Here is a 25,325-nt window from a genome sequence, read left to right as displayed (position 1 = left end):
TAAAGCAGCGGCAGGGTACACTCTATTCTTCAATATTTGTCGGGCTCCTTTATGCGCCCTAAATAAAACCATGCTAACAGGTTTATACTGTAGCATGGTTTTATTTAGTTTAAGCAATGCTATTTACAAGGATAATGTCCGAATGTTACTATTCAACTAATTGGTTGAATAGTTGTTTTTTGCTTGGAGGTAATTATTATCGAAGCTCGGGAATTTAAGGATTTCATTTACGGCGAATTTGCGCGGATTGGAAAAGCCATCTCCAGTCCCAAGAGGATTGAACTATTAGATTTATTGACTCAAGGTCCTAAAGCGGTTGAAGCCCTGGCGGCTGATACAAAAATGAGCATAGCCAATACCTCAAAGCATCTTCAGGCATTACTTGACTCAAAGCTTGTCGCATACTCAAGGGACAAAAACTATGTGATTTATCGGTTGGCTAGTGAACAAGTATTAATGTTTGTGCTGGCGTTGAGAGGAACAGCTGAGGAGCGGATCTCAGATGTGAAGCTTATAAGGGAAGGTCACATTCTGAGAGAAAACTCACTAAGTCCTATTTCGTTGGAAGAGTTAGGTGAAAAGTTGAATAAGGGTGCTGTCACTTTATTAGACGTAAGGCCATTTGAAGAATATAAGCACGACCATTTACCGAATGCCTTATCAGTACCCATTTCGGAACTTGAAGACCACCTGGAAGCATTGCCGAAAGATAAAGAGATTGTTGCATACTGCCGGGGGCCATACTGTGTCTATGCTACGGAAGCAGTAGAGCTTTTAAAATCCAGGGGATACCGAGCTACATTGCTTGATGCAGGAATAAATGAATGGAAACAAATACAACACTAAAATTATTTCACTTTTAACTTCTTTACATGCTGTTACGATAAAAACAATTTTACAAGCTTGAAGCCTTTCCGGGCTTTCTATTTGGAGGTGATAATTTTGCAACCTAAAATCGGAATCAAAGAAAACATCGTGCAATTCATTCTATTGGTCGTGACGAATCTGTTCGTCGGTTCAATGGTCGGGATTGAGCGTACCGTTCTTCCGTTGCTTGGGGAAGAGCAGTTCGGTCTGGCATCTGCAAGTGCTGCGTTATCATTCATTATCAGTTTTGGATTTTCTAAAGCAATTGTAAACTATTTCGCAGGACAAATTGCAGATCGTCTTGGACGTAAAAAAGTATTATTGCTCGGCTGGTTTGTTGGTCTTTTCGTACCAATCCTCATCATATTTGCACACGCATGGTGGGTCATCATTGTCGCGAATATCCTGCTAGGGATTAACCAGGGATTGGCATGGTCGATGACGGTGAATATGAAAATTGACATTTCAAAAGCGAACCAGCGCGGTATGGCAGTTGGCTTGAATGAGTTTGCAGGCTATTCAGGAGTAGCGATCATGGCGGCTGTCTCTGGTTATATTGCCTCATCCTATTCATTGAGACCCGAGCCATTTTACATTGGAATAGGTATAGTTATAGTCGGATTAATCCTATCGTTAATCGTTAAGGATACTGGAGAGCATTTGAAGCTTCAAATTAAGAATAGTGGAACCGTGAGTTCCGGAATAACTCGATCGGCAAAAGAAGTATTTGCGTTGACAACCTGGAAAAACAAGAATCTATCGACCATTAGTTTTGCGGGTTTATCAACGAATCTTAAGGATGGAATGGCCTGGGGTCTTTTCCCCATATACTTCGCAACTGCCGGATTATCCGTAGGGCAAATCGGAACAATTGTAGCGGTATATCCAGCTGCCTGGGGAATTTTTCAGCTGTTCACGGGAACCTTAAGCGACAAGATTGGAAGGAAGGTTCTAATCACTTACGGGATGTGGACACAAGCCGCTGCACTGTGGTTCATACTCGCTGCAAATCAATATACGCTATGGATTTTAGGGGCTCTTTTGTTGGGTCTCGGAACAGCAATGGTTTATCCAACCTTGCAAGCGGCGATCAGTGATGTAGCCGAACCAGACTGGAGAGCTTCCTCAATGGGAGTATACCGATTCTGGCGTGACAGCGGTTATGCATTCGGTGCATTAATGGCAGGAATCATTGCCGATCTACTAGGTGTCAACTGGGCCATCGGTTTAGTTGCGTTACTTCCATTTATAGCAGGAGTACTTTCAAAAGTGCGGTTGAAAGAAACGATAAAAAATTGATTGGATCGGTGCATCACCTTATATGGGGTGGTGCATTTTTTTATTGAGTCAATTAACAAGGAATTTCTACCAATATTGTAGAACTATTGTTATATAAGATCTTTTAGAAATTATGTTAATAGTATATAGCAAATGAAGTTTTTTCAAACAGGTCATATCAGTAGTAATGTGGTTATTTTAAGTTAGGAGATGAACAAAGGATGAAATGGAAATTAAGAATACCTATGATGCTTTTTATTTTTGGATTGGTTTCGGGTATTTATCAGTATTACCCCAATATAATAATCTTCCAAGAAAATTACCTTCTAAACAGTCTCCAGTTCTTGACTTCAGTAGCAATACCTATTTATTTTCTTGAAAAGACACTAATTAATGAGAAGCAAGTAAACTTCTTGTTTGGTATTTTGTTAATATTTTCAGGGGTTCTAATTGATTACTTAATGATTTAATTTGAAATGATGCTGGAGGTATGTAAATGCCACAAGAATTAATAAGAATTATAGTGATCGGTGCTCTCATTGGATATTTTATAGGAATGTTTTCTGAACAACCCGGTATAGGTGCTTTATTAGGAGCAATTTTGGCTGTACTAATAGCAATCTATAATCAGATAAATAATAAGAAAAATTAACTCAGCATTGGTCAATCAAATAGGGCCATAATTCAAAATGTTATTGGATAAAATTCCAGAACGAAAAAAGTTATCTCATGACTCCTTTTATTCTCCTGATAAGGATATATTTGAAAGTTGGAAAATAGTTACAGGTGCGTTGATTCAAGGAGGATTAACGCTTTTTTTATTGAATTAATTAAACAAAAGAATTATTGGAAAAAACAAACATTTCAACTAATATTAAGGAGATGGTTATAGTGTGTGGGATTATTAATTAAACATTTAGAACGTGATTTATCTTTGCCCAAACATCGGGATATTCTTTTGGAGAATGCATGGAATGATTTAACACCAGATTCTAATGTTTTGGCTATTTATCAGGCAGGATCTTTAGCTAGAGGTAACTTTGACAATTATTCTGATATTGATTTGCACATTATTGTCACTCCTGAAAAGAAAGCAGAGTTTATTAAAGGCAAGCGTAACAGAGCAGCTAAATGGGGTAGTGTTTTATTTTATGAGGATTTTAATCCTTCATCACCCGTTGTTGTTACCCATTATGATTCCTTTGTGAAAATAGATAGCTGGTATCATTCACCTGAGGAAGTTGTATCATCTATTTGGCTAAAAGGTTATAAGGTGCTATACGACCCAAATAATCTTATTAGTTATGTTATAAATGAATCTTCAAATATAGTTTATAAAACTTCTGCGGATGAAGTGGAGTTTTGGCGAGGAAAACTTATGGCTTTCATACACGAAACTTATCGTGCCGTTATGAGGGGAGAAATTTATTATGCTCTATCAAATTTAGATAGAGTCCGCTAGTTAATCGTTTCTGGTTGGTATATGGAAATGGAACAACACCTAGATAGTCCTTACGGTGTTTGGTCAAAGATTGAGGGAGCTAGGAGCAAGCTGGATAAAGGGCAATTATCACTTTTAAAAAGTTGGGAAAGCGGCCGGGATTCTGATCAAATTATGAAAACAATCAAAGGGATAGTCCCGGAAATTCTAAAGCTGAATAAACACCTGAGCAATCAAGTAAATATTGAAGAAAATGATGCCCTTATTAAGAGGATTATAAATATGGTGATCTAATATAAACCTGATTAATGAGAAAACGGGTCAGATATAACAATTACCAACCATTCAAATACAACACACAGGTTTCCTATTGCAGAGGAAAAAACATTATATTTTCAGCTGCCTTTAAGGTGGCTTTTTGTATCTTTTAATTAACAAAATTGAATGATTTAAAAAATAGAGAGAGAACAATTAATAAAAAAATGGGGAATTTTAATGTTACATCGAGTGATTAAGCAATTTGGATTGGAGATAGATTCACTAACAGAGGTAGAAGATTCACATAGTTCTACCGTCTATAAATGTACTTTGAGGAAAGGTCAAAATGTATTTTTGAAAATCCCTTATACAAAATTAAAGTTTCAGCGTGAGTTGGAAGCCTATGAAATATTAAAAGGTAGAGTTTCCATTCCTGAAATGTTGGATTATTGGTCTGGTGATGATGAGTGTCCGGGCGCTTTTTTATTATCTGAATTAAAAGGAAAACCGTTAACAACTGAGGTTTCGCCAACCGTTGCGTTTCAAGTGGGGGTTTTACAAGCACAGATGCATACAATTCTACCGCCTCGAGGACAAAAATTAACTGGCATAAATAATGAATTTGCGAACTGGTCTAATTTTGTTGAACAGCAATTTTATAGTTTTGCTAAGGACGTAAAGAATGTTTTGGATCCACAATTATATATTCAAGCGATTGAAAAATACGAGCACATGAAGCACAAGCTGCCATCTCCAGATGGACCAAGTTTTGTACATATGGATTTTCGCCCAGCCAATATAATTGTTGACGGTGATCAAGTTTCTGGAATGATTGATTTTGAGAGTGTGCGCTTTGGTTCGACAGAAATTGATTTCACCAAACTATATCGTGATTTTTTATCTTTTGATACTAACCTCTATAAAGCCTTTAGAGAAGGTTATAACAGTATCAGGCCATTGATCGATTTAGATACTGTTCTGCCTTTTTATCAATTCATAGATGCTTTTAACAGTATTGGTTGGTGTAAACGTCGGGGCATTGAGAAAAATGCAGTATTTCTGGAAGAAAATTTAGCGAGATTAAAAGAATTCATGGAACAACAGAACTGAATAAAGCATTTAGCCGGGGAGAAGAGAAATGAATACAACTCAATTGCCAAAGGTTCATTTAAGAGAATTGACTATAGATGATGCAGAGGACAGATACCAATGGTGTCTTGATCAAGAAGTAACGAAACATTTAAATATGCCAGCTAAATATCCTCCCTTCAGTAGAGAGGAGACTCAGGCCTGGATTAAGATGTGTATAGATAAGACAAATGGATATGAACAAAAAGCGATCATCACAGAAGAAGGTAAACACATTGGTTGGATCGATTTTAAAAATATCGATAAGTTAAACAAGCACGCGGAATTAGGAATAGCAATTGGAGATAAAAGCGACTGGGGTAAAGGATACGGATTATCCGCGATGAACGAAATGCTTATTTGGGGATTTACACAACTAGAGCTTAACAAGGTTTGGCTAAGAGTAGAGATTGATAATGAAAATGCGATTAAATCATATAAGAATATAGGATACGTAGAAGAAGGCATATTACGACAAGACAGATTAAGAAACGGTGAATTTGTTGATCGATTAAGGATGAGTATTCTAAAAGACGAGTTTTACAAATAATTGGTCCAAATTCAGATCGAACAGCTAACAAGCAGCTAAATGCAGCAATGGATTGAACAAACGAAGCAGGGTAATTAAAAAGGTACTATAAGTCTAGTGCGACAAGATAGCGACAGGAGGTAAACAAATGTCAGATCCAAGGATAATGCCTGAGCCTCATAGATATGCAGTTTGTGCACGCGAGGATGTTCCGATTAAGGAATTTTATAAGGGTGTTTTTGAGGAAGTCTTCGTTTTGTACCACCCGTTTATTAAGCCAAAAGCAAAGGATTATGACTATTGTAAGGCTGGCCCACTAGGGAAAAATGAGATATTGGCACGTTGTGAACCTATTTCCTGGGCAGATTTCTTAGTATTATCTTACATTGAAAACTATAAGAAGCTGGATATTGGGCTACGGACAATTATAGGTGGCTTGAAAAAGCAATTTGCCGACGAAGCAACAGCTCAAATTATCCAGGATGTATGCAAAAATAATAGATTAATCATCCCATCTGAAGGATTTTTTTCAGAGTTTATTATTAATAACATTCTATCCGCAATTAAAAAGGAAGGCCACGATTGGATTTGGTGTGGGGATGAATTTGGTTCAGAACGGAAATTGGAATACCTAGATGATTTAATTCATGACGATGATCCTTTCGGGCATCAGAGAATCAATCTATTTTCACATGATAGCAGCATCCTGCTGACTACCCACTGGGATAGCCATTTTTCATTACTTTGCTCAGAAAAGGATACAGTTAATAGAATAGTAAAACTATGTAACCTAGAGGGCTTTTATTGCACTGATCAGACCCAAATATATTGGAGTATTTTTAACTAAGGGGGCAGTAAGATTAGAGGGTTAAAACTTGAAATTAATAAAAGGGGTAGTCATAACCATCGCAATAGTGATTGTATCCTGGTTTGCTATTGATTTAATTAGATTTGGAGATTATGACGAAAAGAAACAAATAAATGAAGTTAATGGAGATACATTACTGCTGGTTGAACTTAAAATTTTGCCAGATGCTTCATATATGCCCTTAGAAGTGAAAATTACAGATGAAACACTAATAACAGGTGTAGGTCCTCAATCCCTCCTTCTGGATAACATTGATGATCTAAACCAGGGTCAAAAAGTAAGAGTATGGTATAACACAAACGCTGACAATGAACATATAGCTGAAAAAGTAGTAGTTTATAACTTGTTTTGATTTCGATGAACATTAACATGGCAGTTGAATGATATCAACTCATTTAAGGGGTGGGAGAATGAGGTTGTGGTCTAGGGCTATTGTCTGGTGGTTGATTCTGAGTATTGTATTCATTTATTTAGTAGATTTATTTACATTTAAGCCTAATGTAATATCAGGTAATGGTAACTTAGGTCTCTTATTTGTTGTGCCGGCACTGGCGTTTTTTATTTTGTTTGCAAGAAGTTTATGGGAATTTTTAGGCGCACTCAAATTAAAATCTAACACTTGGATGAAGATCGGTTGGGGTGCATTTGCTATTTTGCTATTGCTATCGATATTAGAATATAAGCTTGCTATAGATCTCGTCAACGATCTAGGAGGCAGCCCTAAAATAGAATCTTCAAAAATATATCGTTATCCTTGGTTAAATTAATATACTAATACAATGTTCATTAACCTTTACACCCTGGGTATTATGGCAACCGGGACCACTATTTTAAGAACTTTTATTAGAAGAAATGCAAAAGAAAAGTAGGTAAGAATTTTTAACAAACGGAGGCTGTAAAATGACAAAGAAATTCCCTTTAATTTTCTTAGGATTCCTGGGATTCGTTGCATTACTCTCTACTTTTTTATTTTTTAAAACAATATTATCAAATTTAATTCCTGAACTTATGATAGCTAAAGCTATTCCTTTAGCAATTTTTTCAGGTTTATCATTTATTGCACTTTCAATAACTCTTAGGACAAATAAACAGACATTCTCTGGGGGATTTAGATATGGGAATACCAATGATCGTCCAAAAAGTTTTAAAGGATTATATTAACCTATTTAATGAACATTTACCTGACACCATTGAAGGCTTATACATACACGGCTCCATTGCCCTGAATGCATACGTTGATGATTCAAGTGACATCGATTTTATCGCTTTGACGAATCGTCGGTTAACAGAGGAAGATTCAGAAGCACTATCTTATATACATAAAACAATAGCGAACAAATATAAAAAGCCAGATATGGATGGAGTATATGCTGTTCGCGAGGATATGGGGAAACTCAACAATGCCGGTAAATATCCGTACTACAACGATGGTGAACTATTGTTCGGTGATTACTTCAACTTTAACCCGATAACCTGGTGGATTTTAAAGAGTAAAGGAATAAAGTTTTTCGGGCCAGAGATACAGGACTTTAGGATCGATATTAAGCCTCATCAGTTATCTTCTTATGTACTTGGTAATATGAATACGTACTGGGCAAATAGGATTCAAATGGCTGAAACTTCAATTGACCATTTAGTTAAGATGCCGACCGTCGAAATTGATTTTGAAATAGAATGGACCGTACTCGGATTACTACGTCAGTTCTATACTATAAAGGAATATGATATTGTTTCCAAGTTGGAAGCTGGTGAATATGGACTAACTCAACTACCGGTTGAATGGCACGACATTATAAAAGAAGCTATGAATTTACGCGAAGGTGTAAAGGGAGGGATTTACAGCTCTGAGATGGAGAGATTGGAACGTACTTTACGATTCTCAAAATTCCTTATTGATCATTGTAATAACAGCGTAGAGAACGGTATTGAATTTGTTGAACATAGATAGCTAATATTTTTTTAAAATTGGGAGAGGCTTATGTCAACTAAAAGTATGTTCTACCGAATTATAATTAGTGAATTAATATTCTTAGCAGCTTGTATTTTTATATTCGTTGCTCACCTTGCATTTTGGCTAGATGAAATTGGGCTAGCTGAGAGAGTTTTTGACATTAATATTACTCCTTCATTAATACCTATATATATTCTTGGGATGATCTACCTTCTGGCTATTATAATTTTTACAATTGTTCTGTTTAAACTAGTAAAAAAGTTACAAATAATCAATTTTATTAATTCTCAAAGAGCTTATCTGCTTTCACTCGCATGTCATTTATTAGCATTCAGCGGCTCAGCGCTTTTAAGGGTTACTCAAGATTCAGATCCAATGAAAACTGTTGTCCCAAGTCTAATGGCTCTTTATTTTGCAATTATTATTATCATTCTGTTGATGCTACATTTCGTTCTTTTTATGAGAAGAAATAAAAATAAAATTGATCTCGATTGATTGAAAAATTTGAATCTTCAATGTATTGAAAAACGTATTACTTTGAAAGGGGGCATTATAATGTCTAATATTAAGCAAAAAACAAATTCCACAATTTATATAAGCTTCATGTTGATCCTGTCAGTTTTTTTAATAGCTGCTTGTTCAAGCGTTAATGCAGAAGAGTCCAATAAAGAAGCTATTAAAAAAGTTCTTGAGCATGAGTTTACTGGTCCGGATGAGAAGTTTATGGATATAATGTGGAATCCTGAATATAGGACTGTTGTAAACAATAAAGAAAAAAATAAAGAACTTGATAAGTTATTAGAAGAGAAATACGGACCATACTTTACGGATTCTGGACTTCATTCATTCATAACTGCATTTGGCGGAACTCAATACCAAACTTTTGCTTACAATGCGGATTACAATATTAACTTAAAGGATATTACAATTGAGCAAAATCAGGAAAATCCAAGTCTTTATACCTTTATTGCGAAGGTCGGTTATAAGAAAAGTGGAGAGGAAGAGCAAACTGCGAATGTAGAAGGAAAAGTTTCTTTCTCTGCAAAAGAAAAAGGGAAAATCGGGAAGTTTGAATACGGAAACGACGACGGTTTGTCTGATAAATTAAGAGAATAAGAATCTTAACTCTCTTCAAGCCATTTATATATAAATTTTCTAAGAAAGAATCGGAGGAGAAAAAGTGGAGAAACAAAATACTATAGCCAGAGTGCTCCGTGTCATAGGAATTGCAATTATGATTGTCGGCTTTTTCCTTGCAGTGAGCATGGGTTCCAGAGCCTCAGAGGTCGGCCTAAACATGGGAATCGCCTTGCCTGCCCTGTTTTCCAGTTTTGTCACAGGCATGCTATTCATTGGGTTCTCTGAAGTCATTACTTTGCTTCAAAAAATTCTTCTTCAACTCCATCAGGATGGGTCCAAGGCCACAATTTCATCAAACATCGAGCCTGATGAGGTACAGCCGATAGAGAGAATAGAGTGGCAGCCGTCGCCACAAGATGTGGAAGAAATCCAGGAACTCTTCCATGACCAAAAGATCACAAAAATTGAAGCATCTCCATATGAAGACTATTGCGTCGTGCAGATTGATGGGGAAGACCACATCGAAGTGGTGGAGCTGGGAGGGTTCAAGCCGAAGAAAGTTTCTGCTGGTTCCAAACCTGAGCTTGTAAACAAAATTCAAAAATGGTTTAACAATCTACCACCATCTTAAAAAATAGCTATTCTCATACCCTCTAATACCCATTGGATGGGACGGTTGGAATGGATTTTGCGCTCACCCTTGACGATTAAGAAAACTGGTGAGAACTGAGGGAGAATGAAGGACAATGAGGGTGTGTTGATCCAGGAAGGATTAACCGCCTTTTTTGTTGAATTCTAGTGGTGGATTGAAAACCTTATATAGCAAGTTGTAATTAATAGAGGTGTTTTGGTGGAGAGTAAATTTATTAGAGGAACTTTCTATTTAACGGCAGCAAGCCTAATTTCTAAAGTGTTGGGCTTCATTTATATTATACCATTCACGGCTCTAGTAGGAACACAGGGGTACGTCTTGTATAAATATGCTTATGGTCCGTATACAATTCTGTTAAGCATTTCAACAATTGGTCTTCCACTTGCCGTTTCTAAATTTGTTTCAAAATATAATGAATTAGGTAACTATAGAGTCGGATTAACTCTCTTAAGATATGGAATGTATCTGATGGGCATAAGTGGTATTATCTCATTTACTGCTCTGTATTTAGCCGCACCTTTCTTAGCAGGAATATTAATCGACCCGAATGATCAAACAGGTAATTCTTTAGAGGATGTTCAGTTTGTCATTCGTCTCGTCAGCTTTGCTTTGTTGATTATTCCAGCAATGAGTATTTTCAGAGGGTACTTCCAAGGGAGCCAATCTATGGGTCCTTCGGCGTTAAGTACAGTGATAGAGCAGGTAGTCAGGATTGTCTTTATCTTGGCAGGTGCCTATGTAACCATTCACATATTTAACAGTTCCCTAACAAACGCAGTAGGAATTGCCACCTTTGCCGCCTTTATAGGTGGAGTAGCAGGATTTATCGTTTTATTATTCGTTTTTTTTAAACGAAAAGAATTAATAAAGAATCAAAGAGATATAAGTCCGAATAACGAAGATATAAAAGTTATATCAATGATCAAAGAATTGATTGGCTATGCTATTCCTTTTGTTATTACAGGACTAGCAATACCGATTTATCAGAACATCGATACCTTTACGATTAATAAATTGTTTCAGTCTATAGGCTATAAGTTAGATGAAGCAGAGACAATTAATTCAGTTATTGGATTAGCTCAAATTCTCGTAATGGTTCCTGTGTCATTGGCTACAGCATTCGGTATGTCTTTAATACCAGGTATAACTTCAGATTTTACAAGTGGAAGAATGCTAGAAGTCCGAAGTAAGATTTCTAAAACCATCCAGATTCTTTTGTTCTTTACACTTCCGGCTGCTATGGGTTTATGTATTCTTGGAGAACCGATTTATATAATGGTTTTTGGCTTAGAAAATAGTCCTGAAATAGGTGGGTTTATTTTACAATGGTACTCTTTAGCCGCAGTATTCTTTGCTTTGTTTACGGTAACTGCTGCAATTATGCAAGGAATAAACGAGCATAAAAAATTAATCATTGGAATCATGTTGGGGATCTTTTTAAAGATTGTCTTAAACTTCATACTCGTATCATATTTAAAGGAAGCAGGGCCTATTTTAGCTACCTACTTTGGTTTTAGCGTCTCAATTCTATATAACATGTATATCATTAAAAAAACCCTGCAATTCAAGTTGTCACCCTTACTTCAGAGTTTAAAGGAAGTTTTCTTGTTAGTATTGGCCATGTCGATGGCTGTTTGGTGTGTTGAATTTTTAACAGAGCTATGGCTGCCAGAAGTTGTAAGCTTATATTATCGTGCCTTAGTTACATCAATCACCTCCATTTCTGTGGGGTTATTAGTTTATTTAGGTATAGGTTCCAGACTGAATTTAGTAAAGAAATTATTGAGCAATAAAAGAAAGAATAAATCAAACAGCCAGTGAGTACATGTAACCCTTTTATTTATTTTACAAATGAGAATAGGCTTTTAGCTAAAGAGAAGTATTATTTAAATAATATCACTGGGTAAATATGGTATTATTTGTTTTAGGTAGGTTCTGATAAGAGGGGGAATTGAATTGAAAAATAAGTTGAAAAGTCTTCAACAGATAAGTCAATAAGTGGTGTTTGTGGAGGCATAGCTGAATATTTCGGAATATCTTCTTTAGCGGTAAGACTAATATTTATTTTGTTACCTGGTGCTAATATACTAATATATTTAATTCTTGCTAATACGATGGCGGAGAGTCCTCCGTCATTATATTAAACGACGGGTGCGTTGACCTGGGAAGGATTGATGTGTTTATGGACTGCAAAAATTTGAAGATCATCGTGAGTGGAATAAAGAAAATATCCCATGGGAGTTTATTTTTGCTGCGGGTAAAATGGAATGGGACTTATAGTTGATCCATGAAGGATTAACGACTTTTCTAGTGTATAAAGAAATTGTTATTAAAATGGAGGGATATATATTGGATCCGACTCCAAAACATATAATTGCAGTTTCTGCAAATGTTACAAACGATAATGGAGAAACTCTATTAGTCAAGACACACTGGCGATCTGATACTTGGGAAACTCCAGGAGGTCAGGTGGAAGAAGGAGAACCACTTGATACAGCTGTATGTAGAGAAATATTAGAGGAAACAGTAATAGAGATCTTACCTATTGGCATAACAGGAGTGTATTATAATGCCACGAAACATCTATTATCCGTAGTATTTAGGGCGAAATATGTTAGTGGAGACATTAAAATTCAACCGGAAGAAATTAAAGAGGCAAAATTCATCCAACTAACCGAGGAAAATATAGATCATTACATAACCCGGCCACATATGAAGTCTCGTACAATTGATTGTATGAAAGCAAAGAACTTTGTGCCATATGAAACTTGGGATGTAGATCCATATAATTTATTGGGTAGGTTATTCTAATTCCATTGACCAAGTTTAGTAGAAGAAAATTATTAAAACTTACTCAGAGTCAAATGCCCTAAGCAAGTTTTATCTCATTTTAGAAAGGAAAGAAAAAGGTGTTTTCGAATACTTTAATCCGCTTTTATCCCTGATTGCATTTCATAATTCCTTATTAGCATTCCATTTGCTTTTATCATCCCCAGCTTTTCGTAGTAGGGGACGAGGTCATCGTCACAACAAAGATCGATCATATATATATCGGCAAGTTCTTTCATCATTGAATTGACCAATTCTTTGCCGATTCCGCTATTCTTATACTCTGGCAGCACTTCCAGGAAGGGGATATAGGCGGATAGGACTCCATCGCTGATTGCTGTAATGAATCCAACGACTTGATCACCATCTTCATTGAGTGCTAGAACTACTTTGCTGCTGTTTTTTAATAGTTTGAAATGAGTCTCTGGGCTCGGTGGGGTAGGCCACCCCTCAAAGAAGCCTTCCAACATTTTAGGTGTAATACCATCAATTGAATTTTTGAATAACATACTCTATCAACTCCTCAATTTTAATACTTAGGCAGTTGATAAAAATCAAAAGTAAAATAACAAATCGGTGACCCTCCAGATATTTTTCTCTGTTTTAATATTCAATTTTACGAGGGGAAATCCTGCTAAAAGGGGTAAATTATTTCTCGGGAAAGCGCAGGATTTGACTTTATTTTCAGACTTTGTCGGTTTTTTGGACATTGTGGCAGTTTGTGTTAATTGTGCAGGTTGGATAAGAAACGTGTCGAAACTGTTTTTTTGTTCTGGCTGGACATTTAGCCCTAGTTCTGGTTAAGTTTTCAGTATAGATAGAAAATTTCAAAAGAATTGGGGTTGGGGAAAATGATTAAATTTAAAAAGCCTGATATCGAAAATTTTTATCGTACCTTTAATATTCAAAGTTTTACGGTGAGTCCAGATGAGAAGCAATTGGTCTTCAGCACCAATCTTACAGGGAAGTACAATTTGTGGGCAATGGATCTGCCAAATCAGTATCCATATCCGCTAACTTTTATTGATCAGACATGCCAGGCATTGAGCTACTCGCATGATGGAAGTTTTATGGTGGTGGGATTCGATAATGATGGCGATGAAAACGGACAGTTATACGCACTTCCTCCTGCGGGTGGAGAGATGGTGCCGCTTCGTACGGCAGAAGGACACCGTCATATGCTGCCGTTCTTATCAAAGGACGATCAACGTCTTTATTACACTTCTACCAAGGACAACGAGACCTATCTGAATATTTACCGTTATGATATCGAATCAGGTGAGGAGAGCGTGGTCGTTGAGGGAGAAGGAGCGGCATGTTTTTTAGTAGCTGTTGACGAAGAAGAAAATAATTTTGCCTATCTAAAACAATATGCCAATACATACGCGCCTGGATTTATTTTTCAGGATGGGAAATCGTACTCGCTGACTCCTGAAACAGATGAGCAATTCACTGTCGGTGAGGGAGTGTTTGTAGGTGATGAGTATTACTTTGTTACCACATATGGCGAAGATTTTGATTATCTGGCAAAGTTCAATCTCAAGACTCATGAGTTTACCAAGGTTCTTTCAATTGAAAAAGAAGAGTTTGGCCCTATCCGATATGATAAGAGTACAAACAGCCTTTATTTTGTTACCTCAAAAGGCGTGAATGATTATTTATATCAATATGATTTGGCTGAAGGAACATATAAAAACAGTTCTTTGCCAGCTTCGATCATCCAGGGTGGCACAGTCACTAAAAGCGGCAATGTGTACATTCTTGCCGGTTCAGCGACGAAGCCTAATAACATTTTCAAGAAGGAAGCGGGCAGTGAAGAGTGGAAACAGCTGACGAACCTGGCTGTTCCGGGTGTAAAAGAAGAGGATCTTGTGAATCCTGAAGTCCTGACATACCCATCATTTGACGGCATGATGATGGAAGCTTTATTTTTCAAAGCGAAGGAGGATGTCAGCAATGGCCATGTTATCCTTTGGCCTCATGGAGGACCGCAGGCTGCAGAACGCAAATTCTTCCGTGCGATGTTCCAGTTCTTAGTGAACAGAGGGTACAGCATTTTCGCTCCGAATTTCCGGGGATCAACGGGTTATGGACTAGCGTTCACGAAAATGGTCGAGGGAGATTGGGGTGAAGGACCTCGCCTTGATAACATTGCTGGTCTTGAATACCTTTATGAAAACGGAATGGCTGACAGGGAAAAAACTTTATTGATGGGCGGAAGCTTTGGCGGATACATGGCTCTGTTATTGCACGGACGCCATCCGGAATACTTCAAGGCAGTCGTCGATATTTTCGGTCCATCGAATCTATTCTCATTCATTGAATCCGTTCCTGAGCATTGGAAACCAATCATGAATCAGTGGGTCGGCGATCCGGTCAAGGACTTCGATAAGCTGACAGAGTATTCACCAATCACTTACCTGGATACTATGACAAAGCCGATGCTGATCATCCAGGGTGCAAATGACCCGCGCGTCGTGAAGCAGGAATCAGACCAGATTGTCAAAGCCTTACAAGAAAAAGGACGCGACGTGAAATATCTTGTGCTGGAAGACGAAGGGCACGGATTCTCGAAAAAAGAAAACGAGATTCTTGTGAACCGAACGATTCTTGAATTTTTTGATCAGTTTGTTGAAGCGAAGGTCTTAGCGGAGTAATTTAAAACCGTATTGATCTCCACTAGTAATCTATCTAGCATAAAGAAACACAAAACCGCTTGGCGTCCCAAGCGGTTTTTCATCATGAAATATTAGACATTTTACTCATGTATAGAAGTTGCTCTAAATCATGACCCATCGTGAAAATGGAGCTTTGTTTCAGCGTTTTCACAAACAGTTCTTTTAACTTTTCAGATGAAGCTCTTATGTTTTCAGCTGTTACTTCTTTTGGATACGTTGAAAGGTATGCTTCTATAAAAGATGGTGTTAATGTTTCGTACGCTTTAAACTGATGCAGTTTTTTGTCCTCATTCAATGCTTGTACGATTAAGGTATAGTCTCTCATATCCTCTAGCTTCTTTAGGGCATAAATGAAGTTATTTCGCTTCATTTCTTTCTCCAATGCCAAAGCGCAATAAACGAACTCAAATGCCACGTCCATGCCTACATTATACTTGATCGGTTTGTTTTCGAATTTCTCGTTTTCAGCTTCCATCTTCTCGGTTACTAATCCGGTTTTATCGACAACCACTTTCCATAGAGGCGATTTTACTGATAAAAATTCTCTTGGGACAATTGAAATATTGAATTCCAGTCCATTTTGAAAAATTGCAATCACGAGGAAAATGTCTTTGCTGAATTGTTTTTCTTTAATGTAACTTTTGCCGAAGTCACTTAGGATTTCACGGACAAAATCTCTTGTCTCTTCTGCCTCTTCAATTTTTGAGGTAGCCACCATCAAATCAATATCTGAGTAACCATCCTTATATCCTATTACCCCAGAACCTAATTGAACGATTCCTTCAACTAAATCGTAAGCCCCGATTTCTCTTATGGCTTTTTCAAAATAAGCGTTTCTTTCCTCAGTACTATACATGTTCCACCTCTGCTTGTTAATTTTTAATCATTTTAACATAAAATTACAATAATATTATTTTTTTAGTGGCAAAAGGAGGAAGTGGATTTTATGAGTAAGCCGGGATGAATTAGGGAAAATACACTTTGTTAACACAAAGGAGGAATTTTAAATGGCAAAAGTTTTAGCTGTATTATCAAGTGGACATAAGGACGAGGAAAACAATTATGAAACTGGCTGGTGGGGAGAGGAATTATTTGCCCCGATGCAGCTTCTTGAAGAAGCGGGACATCAAGTTGATCTTGCATCGCCGCTTGGAGGCAAGCCGGTTATCGATAAAATGAGCATCAGTGAAGAATACGATCCGAAAGGTACCTATAAAGAGCTTTATGAGTCCGGAAAAGCGGATGATACGATGAAGCTCTCAGATGTTAAAGCTGAAGACTATGATGTCGTGCTGGTTGTAGGAGGTCATGGTGCAATGTATGACCTGGCGAAGAACGACGATTTGCATAAGATCATGAACAAAATTTACGATGTAGGCGGCATTGTCGCTGCGGAATGCCATGGGCCTGCACCGCTTGTTTTTGCCAAGCGTCCGAACGGTGAAAGCTTTATCGCAGGTAAAAAAGTGACAGGTTATCCGGATGAAATGGAGCCAGAAGGTCTGTTGGATATCTTGCCATTTAGCCTGGAGCAGGAAATGAGAAAGGTTAGTCAATATGATCAGGGAGATCTCGAGAAAACAGGTCATGCTGTATGGGCGGACGAGCACCTCGTAACAAGCCGCGATCCATTTTCTTCTGAGTTGATGGGAGAAGAACTTGTCAAGGCGTTGGATAAAAAGAGGAAATAAATTTCACCCTTAACAGAGAAGTCATCGGATCGATGGCAGGTTTACCAATAGGAAATAACAGTGAAGCCGGGGAGAGGGAGAAACTTTCCCCGGCTATTTATTTATTTTAAAGGCTGTTTTCGTAAAGATTGTTGTTAAAATCCTAAAGCCGATTTTAACGTGAAAAAAGCTATTTTGTTGTTCGGTATTAAGTGTGCAAGCTCTTTTCTCCTAATAATCTTTAATTTTGTGTAGAAACATAGGTCATTTAATCCTATTTTGTAGTCACTAGCAACAAAGTATGAGAAAAGAGCCATTTTAAAAAATAAACCCCACATGAGGTGGAGTTTTAGCTACCATTGATAAACACCTTCGCAAGTATTGGCAATTGGTTCGTAATAACAATGTTGTTTATACTGTCCCGCGAATGGCTGATTGTACCATGTAGGTGGACAAGGAGCATACGGATTGAAATACCAAAGAGCAAACTTGGATGGTTGCTGTCTCCAATAATCCAATGTTTGTTTAGCCAATCTCTTTTCTACACTTCTGGCTCTGTTATAAAAAACATTCCCCTTTTGGACTGCTTCAAATGAATAATTTCCTCCTTGAATTTGAAAAATCACGTCTCGTACTGACCTTAAATCTTTAAAATCTAAACAATTTGATTTAAGTCGATTTACAACTACATTACCAACCATAAGCATTCCCAGCGAACCTTCACCTTCAGCTTCAGCCCTCATCATCCTGGCAATCAGTGCAACATCACTGTCGACATATTTTACCCTTGGCATTTTTATCACCTCTATAAGAATTGTATTAAAAACAGCTTGTAATAATGTTAAGAGGTTATGGAGAGCGGTAGGTAAACAATCGTGAAATTGTTAAAGTTGGAGAGGAAAAAATCCTCTTTATCCAGATAAAATAAGCCCGTTTAATTCAAAAGATTACATGTGCCGGTGAAAAAGCAAATTCAAGAATGACCAACGCGTGACCGTAAAAAAGGAGAATCACCTATGAGAGTCAAGTACTTAGAGACGAAGTGGAATCATTCAATTCCTTCATCTTTAAATAACGCCGGGTTTGCTGATGTATTCAAGCTTTGTGTTGACGCCCACAGGTTCCCAAGGAATCTTGGCATCATCTGCTGGGAAGGTAAGACGCCGTATCTAGAGAAATAGAGAAAGAGTTTCAAATAGTTACGCGCGTTGCCTGGCAGATGAATTTCTTTTGCATAAAACTCATTTTCTGTAACAGTCGCAAAGGACCTTGTCTCAAACCCTGCAATAAAACGCGTTTTCTCACCCTTGTACTCATTCTCGATGAAATGAATTTTCTTGATGATTGTTGGGTCGTCGCTGCCATCGTAATTGGCGAGCCGCGCCTGGTTGAAAGCGGAAACTGAATCCAGCTTAGGTACAAGTGAAAGCACATGACCGTAAGCTTTGTCATGTCCTTCATAATATGGCTTAATGTCCAACTTATCCATTAGATCAACCAGTTTGAACTTCTCGTCTTTTAAATAAGGAGGCCGAAAAATCTGTCTTGAAAGCTTCAATTCATCAAGCGTGTAGCACTCAAGTGACGTGAAAAAGTACCACTGGCCATTATCATCAAGGCTAATATCATACAATTGTCCGTCCTTCTCCAATATATAATCCTTAAATCGATCCTCCTTATCAAAAGTGAAATCTCGTTCCGATTCTATGCCTGGCATGAAGCCAAAAGGAGATTCGATTGGCACAGCAATTTCTGAATAAAGCTTGTTTTCCATTAAAAAAGACACCCTTCCCAAATCATAATACATACAGATTACCCATTCCTAAACGGTGGCACACATGAAAAATATAATGTGAAATCGAGGAAAAACATGGTAATATTTTACTAGGGGAATGGGAGGTTTAATGATGGAACTTAAGACGCAAGAAACTGCTGCCACAAAAGTGGGTTTTACAAAAAGAGAGAACATTGAGTTATACATTATTATCGTGCTAATGATTTTATCAGTGCTTTTCGTTCCAGTATTGAAAGGAATCATGGCAATAGCGCCAATCGTTTATTTTTTTGTTGAAAGAAAAGTGAGGAAAAGGACGTTAGAGGAGGTCGGGTTTGACACTTCCCAATTTAAAGGCAAGGTCATGGAAACATGGAAGCTCATTTTGTTCGTCGGGATTGCCATGCAATTAATATACTTATTTTCTTATAAAAATTTTTTCCCGCAAGTATTAGAGCATGTCCTTGGCAGGATACCGCTGGATTTCAGTGACTTGAATCCACTATTGTTCCTGAGTATTGCCTTGCTCGCCTTTGGAGAAGAGATTGTCTTTAGAGGCTTAATCCAGGCGCGATTGAGCAAACTGATGCCAGTATGGGTTGCCATCCTTTTTACATCCCTGCTATTTGCCGCCATGCATATCGCGACCGGTGAAGCCACTATTGTCATGGTTGATTTAATGAGTGTCTTTATCGACAGTGTTCTGTTTGGAATCATTTTTGCTAAAACAAGAAGTATTTATATTGCGACGCTCGCTCATATTTTGGCCAATACCATGGCTTTGTTATCAATTTATGTATTTGTTATATAGATAATTGAATACGTAAAAAATGCAGGAGGAGTATCGCTGCTATTTAGAGAAACTATCTAAGTAACAATCAACTTTTACTTGGAAAGGAGTGATATAAACGATGATTAGTACAATCGGACAGATCATGTTGTACGTAAATGATCAGGATGTTGCAGTAAAGTTTTGGACTGAAAAAATGGGATTTGTAGTGAAGGCCGAAGAGGATAATGGGGCAGGATTCAGATGGATTGAAATCGCACCAAGTTTAGATTCTGAAACAAGTATCGTACTACATAATAAAGAGTTTGTTGCAAAAATGTCACCTGGACTTAATCTTGGTACTCCTTCATTAATGCTTTATTCAGAGGATTTTGAGAATTTCCGCAACGACTTATCAAATAAAAACGTCACTGTCGGTGAAATTGTAACCATGCCTTCAGGCAGAGTGTTTAACTTTGCTGATGATGAGGAAAATTACTTTGCTGTTATGGAAAAATAGTACCTTGAAGCCGCTTTGAAGTAGGAGCGGCTTTTTTGTTTTGTCTATTTTTTACAAACGAAAGATAAATATATATTGGGAAAAGAAGGGATATGTCATTTTATATCGAATCTTTTCACCGAATGGTTTTGGATGATTTTCAAATGAGTATGGAAGGAGAATGAATCCATACTCATTTGAAAACCATTATAGAAAGTATTCCTTGTACATAAAAAATGTCGCAATTACAGATCCAATTAAATAGAGAATAGAAGCATAGAATGCATATGATGGTGAAAACTTTTCCGGAGATTGGTTCATTTTAATTCCTGTTTCACCTTGAACTTGCATATCAATGCTTCGGCTTGTAAAACCGCCTGATGAACTAAAGAAGTAAATGAAGAATGTGCAGGCAAGAGCTACGAAAACTGATACCTCTATAAAGCTAAAATCCATTATTACCGTTGCTCCGAAGTTAACTAATCCGATGATGACCAAAGTAGCTATAAAACTTATAGTTTTACCGATGATGATGACCCCCTTTTAAGTTGTTACGCTTGGTAACAGAAAAAGTTTCATTTTTATGTAAATTTAGGGAGTTAGCCCCTAAATCTTTGTTAGGGCGGATAGAATGGGAAAAACCTAAGTACAGACGAAAAGTCCGCATAGTAGAAAACTAGAAATGAATTTAGATATTATCAGATGACGAAGGGAGAGTTTTTACTGAAAAGGCTAGTGGTAATGACGGTAGGCAAAACACACAGCGGTAAAACCACATTCGCACGTGCTTTGGAGAAAGAGTTGCAGCGTTCTATGGTAATTGATCAAGATAACCACGCAGAATTCATCAATACTTTTTATAAAAACTTGCAACCATTGGACGGTCCTAATACCCTCAAACACGCTATATCAAAGCTGATCGTCAATTATGCGATAGAGCAGGCCGATTACCACCTTATCATTTGCAACTCGAATCGAAGTCTAATAGACCGGTCTTATCTTTTTAAAGAGCTGTTTCCTAAAGATGACTTTATACAGATTATTGTTCATTTTGATATTCCTTACGATGTCCTTCATAGCCGAGTTACTGAAAGTCAGCGCAGTACGAATATCTTCAGGGGATCCTATTCCAATTTCGCAGAGGTGTTGAAGAAACAGCAGACTGACTCCTTAAAAGAAGATGTAAGGGATCCAGTGGAGGGTGAAGCAGATCACTTATTTGTGATAAAAGACAACGCACACGGAGATGCTGTTATTCAGGAAATTTTACGTATAGCAAGACAATAAATCATTGGAGATTAAAATAATTGGAGGTCTGTTTTGGAAAAGCATTTTGTATATTTAATTTTAACAATGATGTTTTTTGTGGGTTATGTATTCGTTTTTGATTATATCTTTAGATATATTGAAATGATGTTTGCGTCTTATGGACTTCTGATATTCATTTTACAAATCGGTTTTTCCATTGTGATTCTTTTTCCTGCTTCGATCATTACCACCAAGAAGATATTTGAGATCTTGGGCCATTTTCAAAATTAATCTAGTGAATGAAGTTTAAAATAGAAGACTAATTGTAAATTGAACATAAGAAAAGCTACTACGATAGTATTCGTAATAGCTTTTCACTATTTATAGCGTTATTTCCCGTCATATCCAAAATTCATATGCTGATAGCGGCCTTTAATAATTTGATAGATGCCGTATAATATTAGTCCGGCTGCTACAATAGCTAATAAAAATTGTCCGAATGGCTGGCTTGCCAATTCTGTTAATGCACCGCCGAGCCCTTTTGATTCATTTGGATTATGTGTGTAAGCTGTCCGAATGAAGAAAAATCCCACCATACTAAGGACAATTCCTCGTGAAATCAGGCCGATCTTACCTGAAAGGCGAGCGATTTTGCGCTCTTTGTCATTCATTTCATATGTTTTGAATTTGGTCATGAATTTCTCTTTAGCTCCACTATATAGTTCGTAAACTCCATATCCAATAATGACTGCTCCAACCAATCCAACCAACCATACGCCAAATGGCTGCTCCATTAACTTGGCAGAAATCGTTTTCTCTGAATTGTCACCGCCAGCAGATCCGGTGTTACTAGCTAATTTAATTGCACCGAAAGCCAGATTACTATATATAAGCCCGCTGATGAAATAACCTGTCCTTTTAATCAATCCTTTTGCATCTTTTCCTTCATTTTCAGGATCCTTAATCGCTTTAATAAAATCCCATAAGATATATCCAATCAATCCAAACCCGATGATCCATAAGGCGACTTCGCCTAAAGGCATTTCCGAGATTGATTGAAGAGCACCAGATGTCCCAGTCGTCTCGCCTTTGGGTCCGAATGCAGCTAAGGCGGCGAGCACTCCAACCATTCCAAATACAATACCTTTGGCAATATAGCCAAAGCGGGCAAACCGGCGCATCCACGGTTTAACTTCTTTTAATTTATTTCTGACCTCTATAGTTGATGGTGAACTCATGTTTTGAACACTTCCTCTATTTTTCTCTCATTTTAGTAAATGTTCCCCCTTTTTCTAAAAAGGAAACCAGCCGGGTTACTTGCTTCCACTTCGCCAGCATTATGTCTATTGTTTTATTTTTAGCAGTGCGGGAAAAATAAAGAATAAATTCTCTTTTTAGGAGGTATGGAAAATGCCATATAATTCTTTAAACGACCTGCCAGATGCAGTAAAAGATAATCTGCCACATCATGCCCAGGAAATTTTCAAGGAAGCCTTCAATTCAGCTTCAGAGCAATACGATGAAGAAGAAACAGCCTTTAAGGTGGCTTGGAGTGCTGTTAAAAATGAGTATGAAAAGAATGATGATGATGAATGGGTTAAAAAAGAAGAAGATTAAGCGTTTTGGCACTAGTGATTCGGGCAAATAGCCGCTTTCCTTAAACGAAGGCGGCTATTTTTTAAATAAGGATGTTTTTAATCACTGGTAAAATTTATAATAGTGTCATAGAGTTTTAAGGGAGATCTACATATGTATAAAATAATGCTGATTGAAGACGATACGCAGCTGTGTGAACTGATCCAGGAAAATTTGGAGCGGTATGGGTATGGAGTGGTACTGCCCGTTCATTTTTCGAAAATAGAGGAAGAGTTTGGCCAAATCAATCCAGATCTGGTTTTGCTTGATATTAACCTGCCTTATTATGATGGCTATTATTTGTGCCGGAGTTTTCGCCAGAAGTCTAACGTGCCGATTCTGATGATTTCTGCGCGAAGCCAGGAGATGGAACAAATCATGGCGATTGAGCTGGGGGCGGATGATTTTATCACGAAGCCGTTTACGTTCGACATGCTGCACACGAAGATAAAGGCGACATTGAGAAGGGTTTATGGAGAATATTCCGCAAAAGAAGAGAACAAAAATTGTGCTGGGGCTCTTTGTCTTGATGAGAAGACATTGATGCTGGAGTATGAGAGTACGAGGGCCGAGCTTTCGAAAAATGAGTATAAATTGATGAAGAAGCTGATGGAGAACCAGGATACTTTTGTTTCGAGGGAAGAGTTGATTGAAGAAGTTTGGGATGCGGTCACTTTCGTGGATGATAATACCCTGACGGTGAATATGACGAGGATCAAGCAAACTCTTGCAAAACTTGGATTGAGCCAAGTCATCAAAAGTAAACGTGGAGTAGGCTATAGGCTAGAGATTCCTGCGAGGAATGAACATGTTTAAAAATCTTTTCCTCCGATTTTTAAAAGATCGCTTACTCCTTATTATGTTTTACTTACTCAATATCGTCTGTGTTGTGGTGTTTTTTCATCTTAGTGAACCAGCGAACAAGGAATATTTTTATCCTTTAACAATCGGGCTATTTTTCTTAAGTGTCTATTTGCTTATCGATTGGTTTCGCTTTTATCCAGCCAACAGTACCATGGAACTGCTCAGGAGTGGGCAGAATGTTGAATTGGCAGCTAATACTGAGGAGCAGAAGGTATTTCAGCAACTTTTACATAAAGCAGTGAGTGAATACACGAAGGAAAACAATGAGTTAAAAGAGCAAAGCAAAGAGAGAATCAGTTTGATGTCACATTGGATGCATCATTTGAAAACGCCCGTTTCAGTGGTTGAGTTGATTTTGGATAATGAGGAGAAAACAGAGGCCTTGGAAAAAATCCAGCAGGAAAATAAGCGACTCCACACCTCCATCGAGCAAGGGCTGACGATGATCAGGATGGATCAGTTTGAAAATGACTTTGAGGTGGAGACTGTTGACCTGATTGCTTCGTTACGGAAACTGATTAATGCGCGGAAAAAGGAATGGATCTATGGATCGCTCTATCCTGCCATTGAATCTAGTGAAGAGGATGCTTCCATTATTACGGACCCAAAGTGGAATGAGATTCTGATTGACCAAATCATCTCCAATGCCATTAAGTACTCCAGCTTGAAGGAAGGAAACAAAAAGCTAGTTTTTAAGGTTGAGAGGGTGGGGAATCATATCCATTTATTGATAATTGACGAAGGTGTCGGCATTCCGGCATACGATATTGAACGGATATTTCAGCCGTTTTTTACAGGAGAAAATGGAAGGAAGCTTCGCAATTCTACAGGTATAGGCCTTTACCTCAGTAAGAAAATCGCCGACAAACTCGGGGCTAAGATCACCATCCAATCTGTGCACGGAGAAGGAACAACGGTTATACTTCGTTGGTTAGCCGGACCAAAGCCAGGAAGTGATTCATGATACCTTACAAAACTGTAAGGTATTTTTTAGCGTTATCGATGGTTGCTATTTGATTGGCAGCTTAGTATGGAGTTAGAAGTGAGGGCGATACCTAATAGTAGCCAGCGACCGAGTGGACTTTTCTACGGAACCAAAGTATGGAGGATTGTTACAAGATGTCCGAACCCGATGCTGCTTCGGACAAAACAAGAGGAAAGAGCGGTTGAAATGTCCGAACCTGGGGGTGCTTCGGACAAAACCACCAGGAAGAGCGGTTGAAATGTCCAAACCCGGTCCTACTTCGGACAAAATTTGAAGAAATATCGGCTGAAATGTACAAACCTGGATGTAGACTAGAAAGCGG

32 protein-coding genes are annotated in these 25,325 nt (G+C 37.7%); 26 read left to right on the top strand and 6 right to left on the bottom strand.

Annotation, left to right across the window (positions count from 1 at the left end):
- Positions 1-183 precede the first annotated feature (183 nt).
- The 18 genes from J7E32_RS01700 (at position 184) to J7E32_RS01620 (ending at position 12,863) form a co-directional block, all read left to right on the top strand.
- Positions 184-846: an ArsR/SmtB family transcription factor gene (locus J7E32_RS01700; RefSeq protein ID WP_286182584.1), complete on the top strand. Its 663-nt coding sequence runs from the start codon at positions 184-186 to the stop codon at positions 844-846.
- 96 nt (positions 847-942) lie between these two features.
- Positions 943-2,166, top strand: a complete 1,224-nt coding sequence (locus J7E32_RS01695; protein ID WP_286182583.1) for an MFS transporter — start codon at positions 943-945, stop codon at positions 2,164-2,166.
- 475 nt (positions 2,167-2,641) lie between these two features.
- On the top strand, positions 2,642-2,797 hold the full coding sequence (locus tag J7E32_RS01690; protein WP_214902697.1) for a hypothetical protein: 156 nt from the start codon (positions 2,642-2,644) through the stop codon (positions 2,795-2,797).
- Positions 2,798-3,040: 243 nt separating this feature from the next.
- The gene (locus tag J7E32_RS22710) at positions 3,041-3,607 is read left to right on the top strand and encodes a nucleotidyltransferase domain-containing protein (protein WP_353654003.1); all 567 of its coding nucleotides are present in this window, start codon (positions 3,041-3,043) and stop codon (positions 3,605-3,607) included.
- A 21-nt stretch (positions 3,608-3,628) separates the two neighbouring features.
- Positions 3,629-3,880 carry a hypothetical protein gene (locus J7E32_RS22705; protein WP_286182582.1) on the top strand — a complete coding sequence of 84 codons (252 nt, stop codon included), beginning with the start codon at positions 3,629-3,631 and terminating at the stop codon, positions 3,878-3,880.
- A gap of 213 nt (positions 3,881-4,093) precedes the next feature.
- Positions 4,094-4,954 carry a phosphotransferase family protein gene (locus J7E32_RS01680; protein ID WP_353654002.1) on the top strand — a complete coding sequence of 287 codons (861 nt, stop codon included), beginning with the start codon at positions 4,094-4,096 and terminating at the stop codon, positions 4,952-4,954.
- A 28-nt stretch (positions 4,955-4,982) separates the two neighbouring features.
- Positions 4,983-5,522 (top strand): GNAT family N-acetyltransferase, encoded by a 540-nt coding sequence (locus J7E32_RS01675; protein WP_214902691.1) that lies wholly within the window; start codon positions 4,983-4,985, stop codon positions 5,520-5,522.
- A 127-nt stretch (positions 5,523-5,649) separates the two neighbouring features.
- The gene (locus tag J7E32_RS01670) at positions 5,650-6,348 is read left to right on the top strand and encodes a DUF2711 family protein (protein ID WP_214902688.1); all 699 of its coding nucleotides are present in this window, start codon (positions 5,650-5,652) and stop codon (positions 6,346-6,348) included.
- A gap of 28 nt (positions 6,349-6,376) precedes the next feature.
- A complete protein-coding gene (locus tag J7E32_RS01665) occupies positions 6,377-6,721 on the top strand; it encodes a hypothetical protein (protein ID WP_214902685.1) in 345 nt (114 codons plus the stop codon).
- A 64-nt stretch (positions 6,722-6,785) separates the two neighbouring features.
- Complete coding sequence (locus tag J7E32_RS01660; protein ID WP_214902682.1) at positions 6,786-7,136, top strand: hypothetical protein; 351 nt, start codon at positions 6,786-6,788, stop codon at positions 7,134-7,136.
- 133 nt (positions 7,137-7,269) lie between these two features.
- A complete protein-coding gene (locus tag J7E32_RS01655) occupies positions 7,270-7,530 on the top strand; it encodes a hypothetical protein (protein WP_214902679.1) in 261 nt (86 codons plus the stop codon).
- Positions 7,484-8,317: an aminoglycoside adenylyltransferase domain-containing protein gene (locus J7E32_RS01650; protein ID WP_214902676.1), complete on the top strand. Its 834-nt coding sequence runs from the start codon at positions 7,484-7,486 to the stop codon at positions 8,315-8,317. Before J7E32_RS01655 ends, J7E32_RS01650 begins: the two co-directional genes overlap by 47 nt.
- Before the next feature lie 30 nt (positions 8,318-8,347).
- On the top strand, positions 8,348-8,815 hold the full coding sequence (locus J7E32_RS01645) for a hypothetical protein (protein WP_214902675.1): 468 nt from the start codon (positions 8,348-8,350) through the stop codon (positions 8,813-8,815).
- A 60-nt stretch (positions 8,816-8,875) separates the two neighbouring features.
- Positions 8,876-9,436 carry a hypothetical protein gene (locus tag J7E32_RS01640; protein WP_214902673.1) on the top strand — a complete coding sequence of 187 codons (561 nt, stop codon included), beginning with the start codon at positions 8,876-8,878 and terminating at the stop codon, positions 9,434-9,436.
- Positions 9,437-9,500: 64 nt separating this feature from the next.
- Positions 9,501-10,031, top strand: coding sequence for a hypothetical protein (locus J7E32_RS01635; RefSeq protein WP_214902671.1), 531 nt, complete (start codon positions 9,501-9,503; stop codon positions 10,029-10,031).
- Between the two features lie 216 nt (positions 10,032-10,247).
- On the top strand, positions 10,248-11,873 hold the full coding sequence (locus tag J7E32_RS01630) for a putative polysaccharide biosynthesis protein (RefSeq protein ID WP_214902669.1): 1,626 nt from the start codon (positions 10,248-10,250) through the stop codon (positions 11,871-11,873).
- 173 nt (positions 11,874-12,046) lie between these two features.
- Positions 12,047-12,196 carry a PspC domain-containing protein gene (locus J7E32_RS01625; RefSeq protein ID WP_483297592.1) on the top strand — a complete coding sequence of 50 codons (150 nt, stop codon included), beginning with the start codon at positions 12,047-12,049 and terminating at the stop codon, positions 12,194-12,196.
- Between the two features lie 190 nt (positions 12,197-12,386).
- The gene (locus tag J7E32_RS01620; protein ID WP_214902877.1) at positions 12,387-12,863 is read left to right on the top strand and encodes an NUDIX domain-containing protein; all 477 of its coding nucleotides are present in this window, start codon (positions 12,387-12,389) and stop codon (positions 12,861-12,863) included.
- 113 nt (positions 12,864-12,976) lie between these two features.
- On the opposite strand, the gene J7E32_RS01615 is transcribed toward J7E32_RS01620, so the two are convergent.
- Positions 12,977-13,390 carry a GNAT family N-acetyltransferase gene (locus J7E32_RS01615; protein WP_214902667.1) on the bottom strand — a complete coding sequence of 138 codons (414 nt, stop codon included), beginning with the start codon at positions 13,388-13,390 and terminating at the stop codon, positions 12,977-12,979.
- A 342-nt stretch (positions 13,391-13,732) separates the two neighbouring features.
- Between J7E32_RS01615 and J7E32_RS01610 the strand changes: the two genes are divergently transcribed.
- A complete protein-coding gene (locus tag J7E32_RS01610) occupies positions 13,733-15,538 on the top strand; it encodes a S9 family peptidase (protein ID WP_214902665.1) in 1,806 nt (601 codons plus the stop codon).
- Between the two features lie 82 nt (positions 15,539-15,620).
- Here the strand turns inward: J7E32_RS01610 and J7E32_RS01605 are convergent, their stop codons facing one another.
- Complete coding sequence (locus tag J7E32_RS01605) at positions 15,621-16,415, bottom strand: aminoglycoside 6-adenylyltransferase (RefSeq protein WP_214902653.1); 795 nt, start codon at positions 16,413-16,415, stop codon at positions 15,621-15,623.
- A 151-nt stretch (positions 16,416-16,566) separates the two neighbouring features.
- Here J7E32_RS01605 and J7E32_RS01600 point away from each other — a divergent pair, with 151 nt between their 5' ends.
- Positions 16,567-17,250, top strand: coding sequence for a type 1 glutamine amidotransferase domain-containing protein (locus J7E32_RS01600; protein WP_214902651.1), 684 nt, complete (start codon positions 16,567-16,569; stop codon positions 17,248-17,250).
- 332 nt (positions 17,251-17,582) lie between these two features.
- Here the strand turns inward: J7E32_RS01600 and J7E32_RS01595 are convergent, their stop codons facing one another.
- Together J7E32_RS01595 and J7E32_RS01590 are read right to left on the bottom strand one after the other, a co-directional pair.
- On the bottom strand, positions 17,583-18,023 hold the full coding sequence (locus J7E32_RS01595) for a cell wall hydrolase (protein ID WP_214902649.1): 441 nt from the start codon (positions 18,021-18,023) through the stop codon (positions 17,583-17,585).
- 254 nt (positions 18,024-18,277) lie between these two features.
- A complete protein-coding gene (locus J7E32_RS01590; protein ID WP_214902647.1) occupies positions 18,278-19,003 on the bottom strand; it encodes a hypothetical protein in 726 nt (241 codons plus the stop codon).
- Positions 19,004-19,133: 130 nt separating this feature from the next.
- Here J7E32_RS01590 and J7E32_RS01585 point away from each other — a divergent pair, with 130 nt between their 5' ends.
- A complete protein-coding gene (locus J7E32_RS01585; RefSeq protein WP_214902645.1) occupies positions 19,134-19,814 on the top strand; it encodes a CPBP family intramembrane glutamic endopeptidase in 681 nt (226 codons plus the stop codon).
- Between the two features lie 100 nt (positions 19,815-19,914).
- Positions 19,915-20,292 (top strand): VOC family protein, encoded by a 378-nt coding sequence (locus tag J7E32_RS01580; RefSeq protein WP_214902643.1) that lies wholly within the window; start codon positions 19,915-19,917, stop codon positions 20,290-20,292.
- Between the two features lie 186 nt (positions 20,293-20,478).
- Here the strand turns inward: J7E32_RS01580 and J7E32_RS01575 are convergent, their stop codons facing one another.
- Positions 20,479-20,727, bottom strand: a complete 249-nt coding sequence (locus tag J7E32_RS01575; RefSeq protein WP_214902641.1) for a hypothetical protein — start codon at positions 20,725-20,727, stop codon at positions 20,479-20,481.
- Between the two features lie 267 nt (positions 20,728-20,994).
- Here J7E32_RS01575 and J7E32_RS01570 point away from each other — a divergent pair, with 267 nt between their 5' ends.
- The gene (locus J7E32_RS01570; RefSeq protein WP_214902874.1) at positions 20,995-21,558 is read left to right on the top strand and encodes an ATP-binding protein; all 564 of its coding nucleotides are present in this window, start codon (positions 20,995-20,997) and stop codon (positions 21,556-21,558) included.
- A 350-nt stretch (positions 21,559-21,908) separates the two neighbouring features.
- Here J7E32_RS01570 and J7E32_RS01565 read toward each other — a convergent pair whose 3' ends face one another.
- A complete protein-coding gene (locus J7E32_RS01565) occupies positions 21,909-22,757 on the bottom strand; it encodes a DUF1206 domain-containing protein (protein WP_214902639.1) in 849 nt (282 codons plus the stop codon).
- 172 nt (positions 22,758-22,929) lie between these two features.
- Here J7E32_RS01565 and J7E32_RS01560 point away from each other — a divergent pair, with 172 nt between their 5' ends.
- The 3 genes from J7E32_RS01560 to J7E32_RS01550 all read left to right on the top strand — a co-directional run bounded on the left by J7E32_RS01560 (position 22,930) and on the right by J7E32_RS01550 (position 24,982).
- Positions 22,930-23,136, top strand: a complete 207-nt coding sequence (locus J7E32_RS01560; protein WP_214902637.1) for a ChaB family protein — start codon at positions 22,930-22,932, stop codon at positions 23,134-23,136.
- A gap of 132 nt (positions 23,137-23,268) precedes the next feature.
- The gene (locus tag J7E32_RS01555; RefSeq protein ID WP_214902636.1) at positions 23,269-23,970 is read left to right on the top strand and encodes a response regulator transcription factor; all 702 of its coding nucleotides are present in this window, start codon (positions 23,269-23,271) and stop codon (positions 23,968-23,970) included.
- A 43-nt stretch (positions 23,971-24,013) separates the two neighbouring features.
- A complete protein-coding gene (locus tag J7E32_RS01550; protein WP_286182579.1) occupies positions 24,014-24,982 on the top strand; it encodes a sensor histidine kinase in 969 nt (322 codons plus the stop codon).
- Positions 24,983-25,325: the final 343 nt, after the last annotated feature.

The organism is Bacillus sp. ISL-55, from assembly GCF_018613155.1.
Classification (GTDB): domain Bacteria; phylum Bacillota; class Bacilli; order Bacillales; family Cytobacillaceae; genus Mesobacillus.
This window is presented reverse-complemented; position numbering and strand designations above follow the sequence as displayed.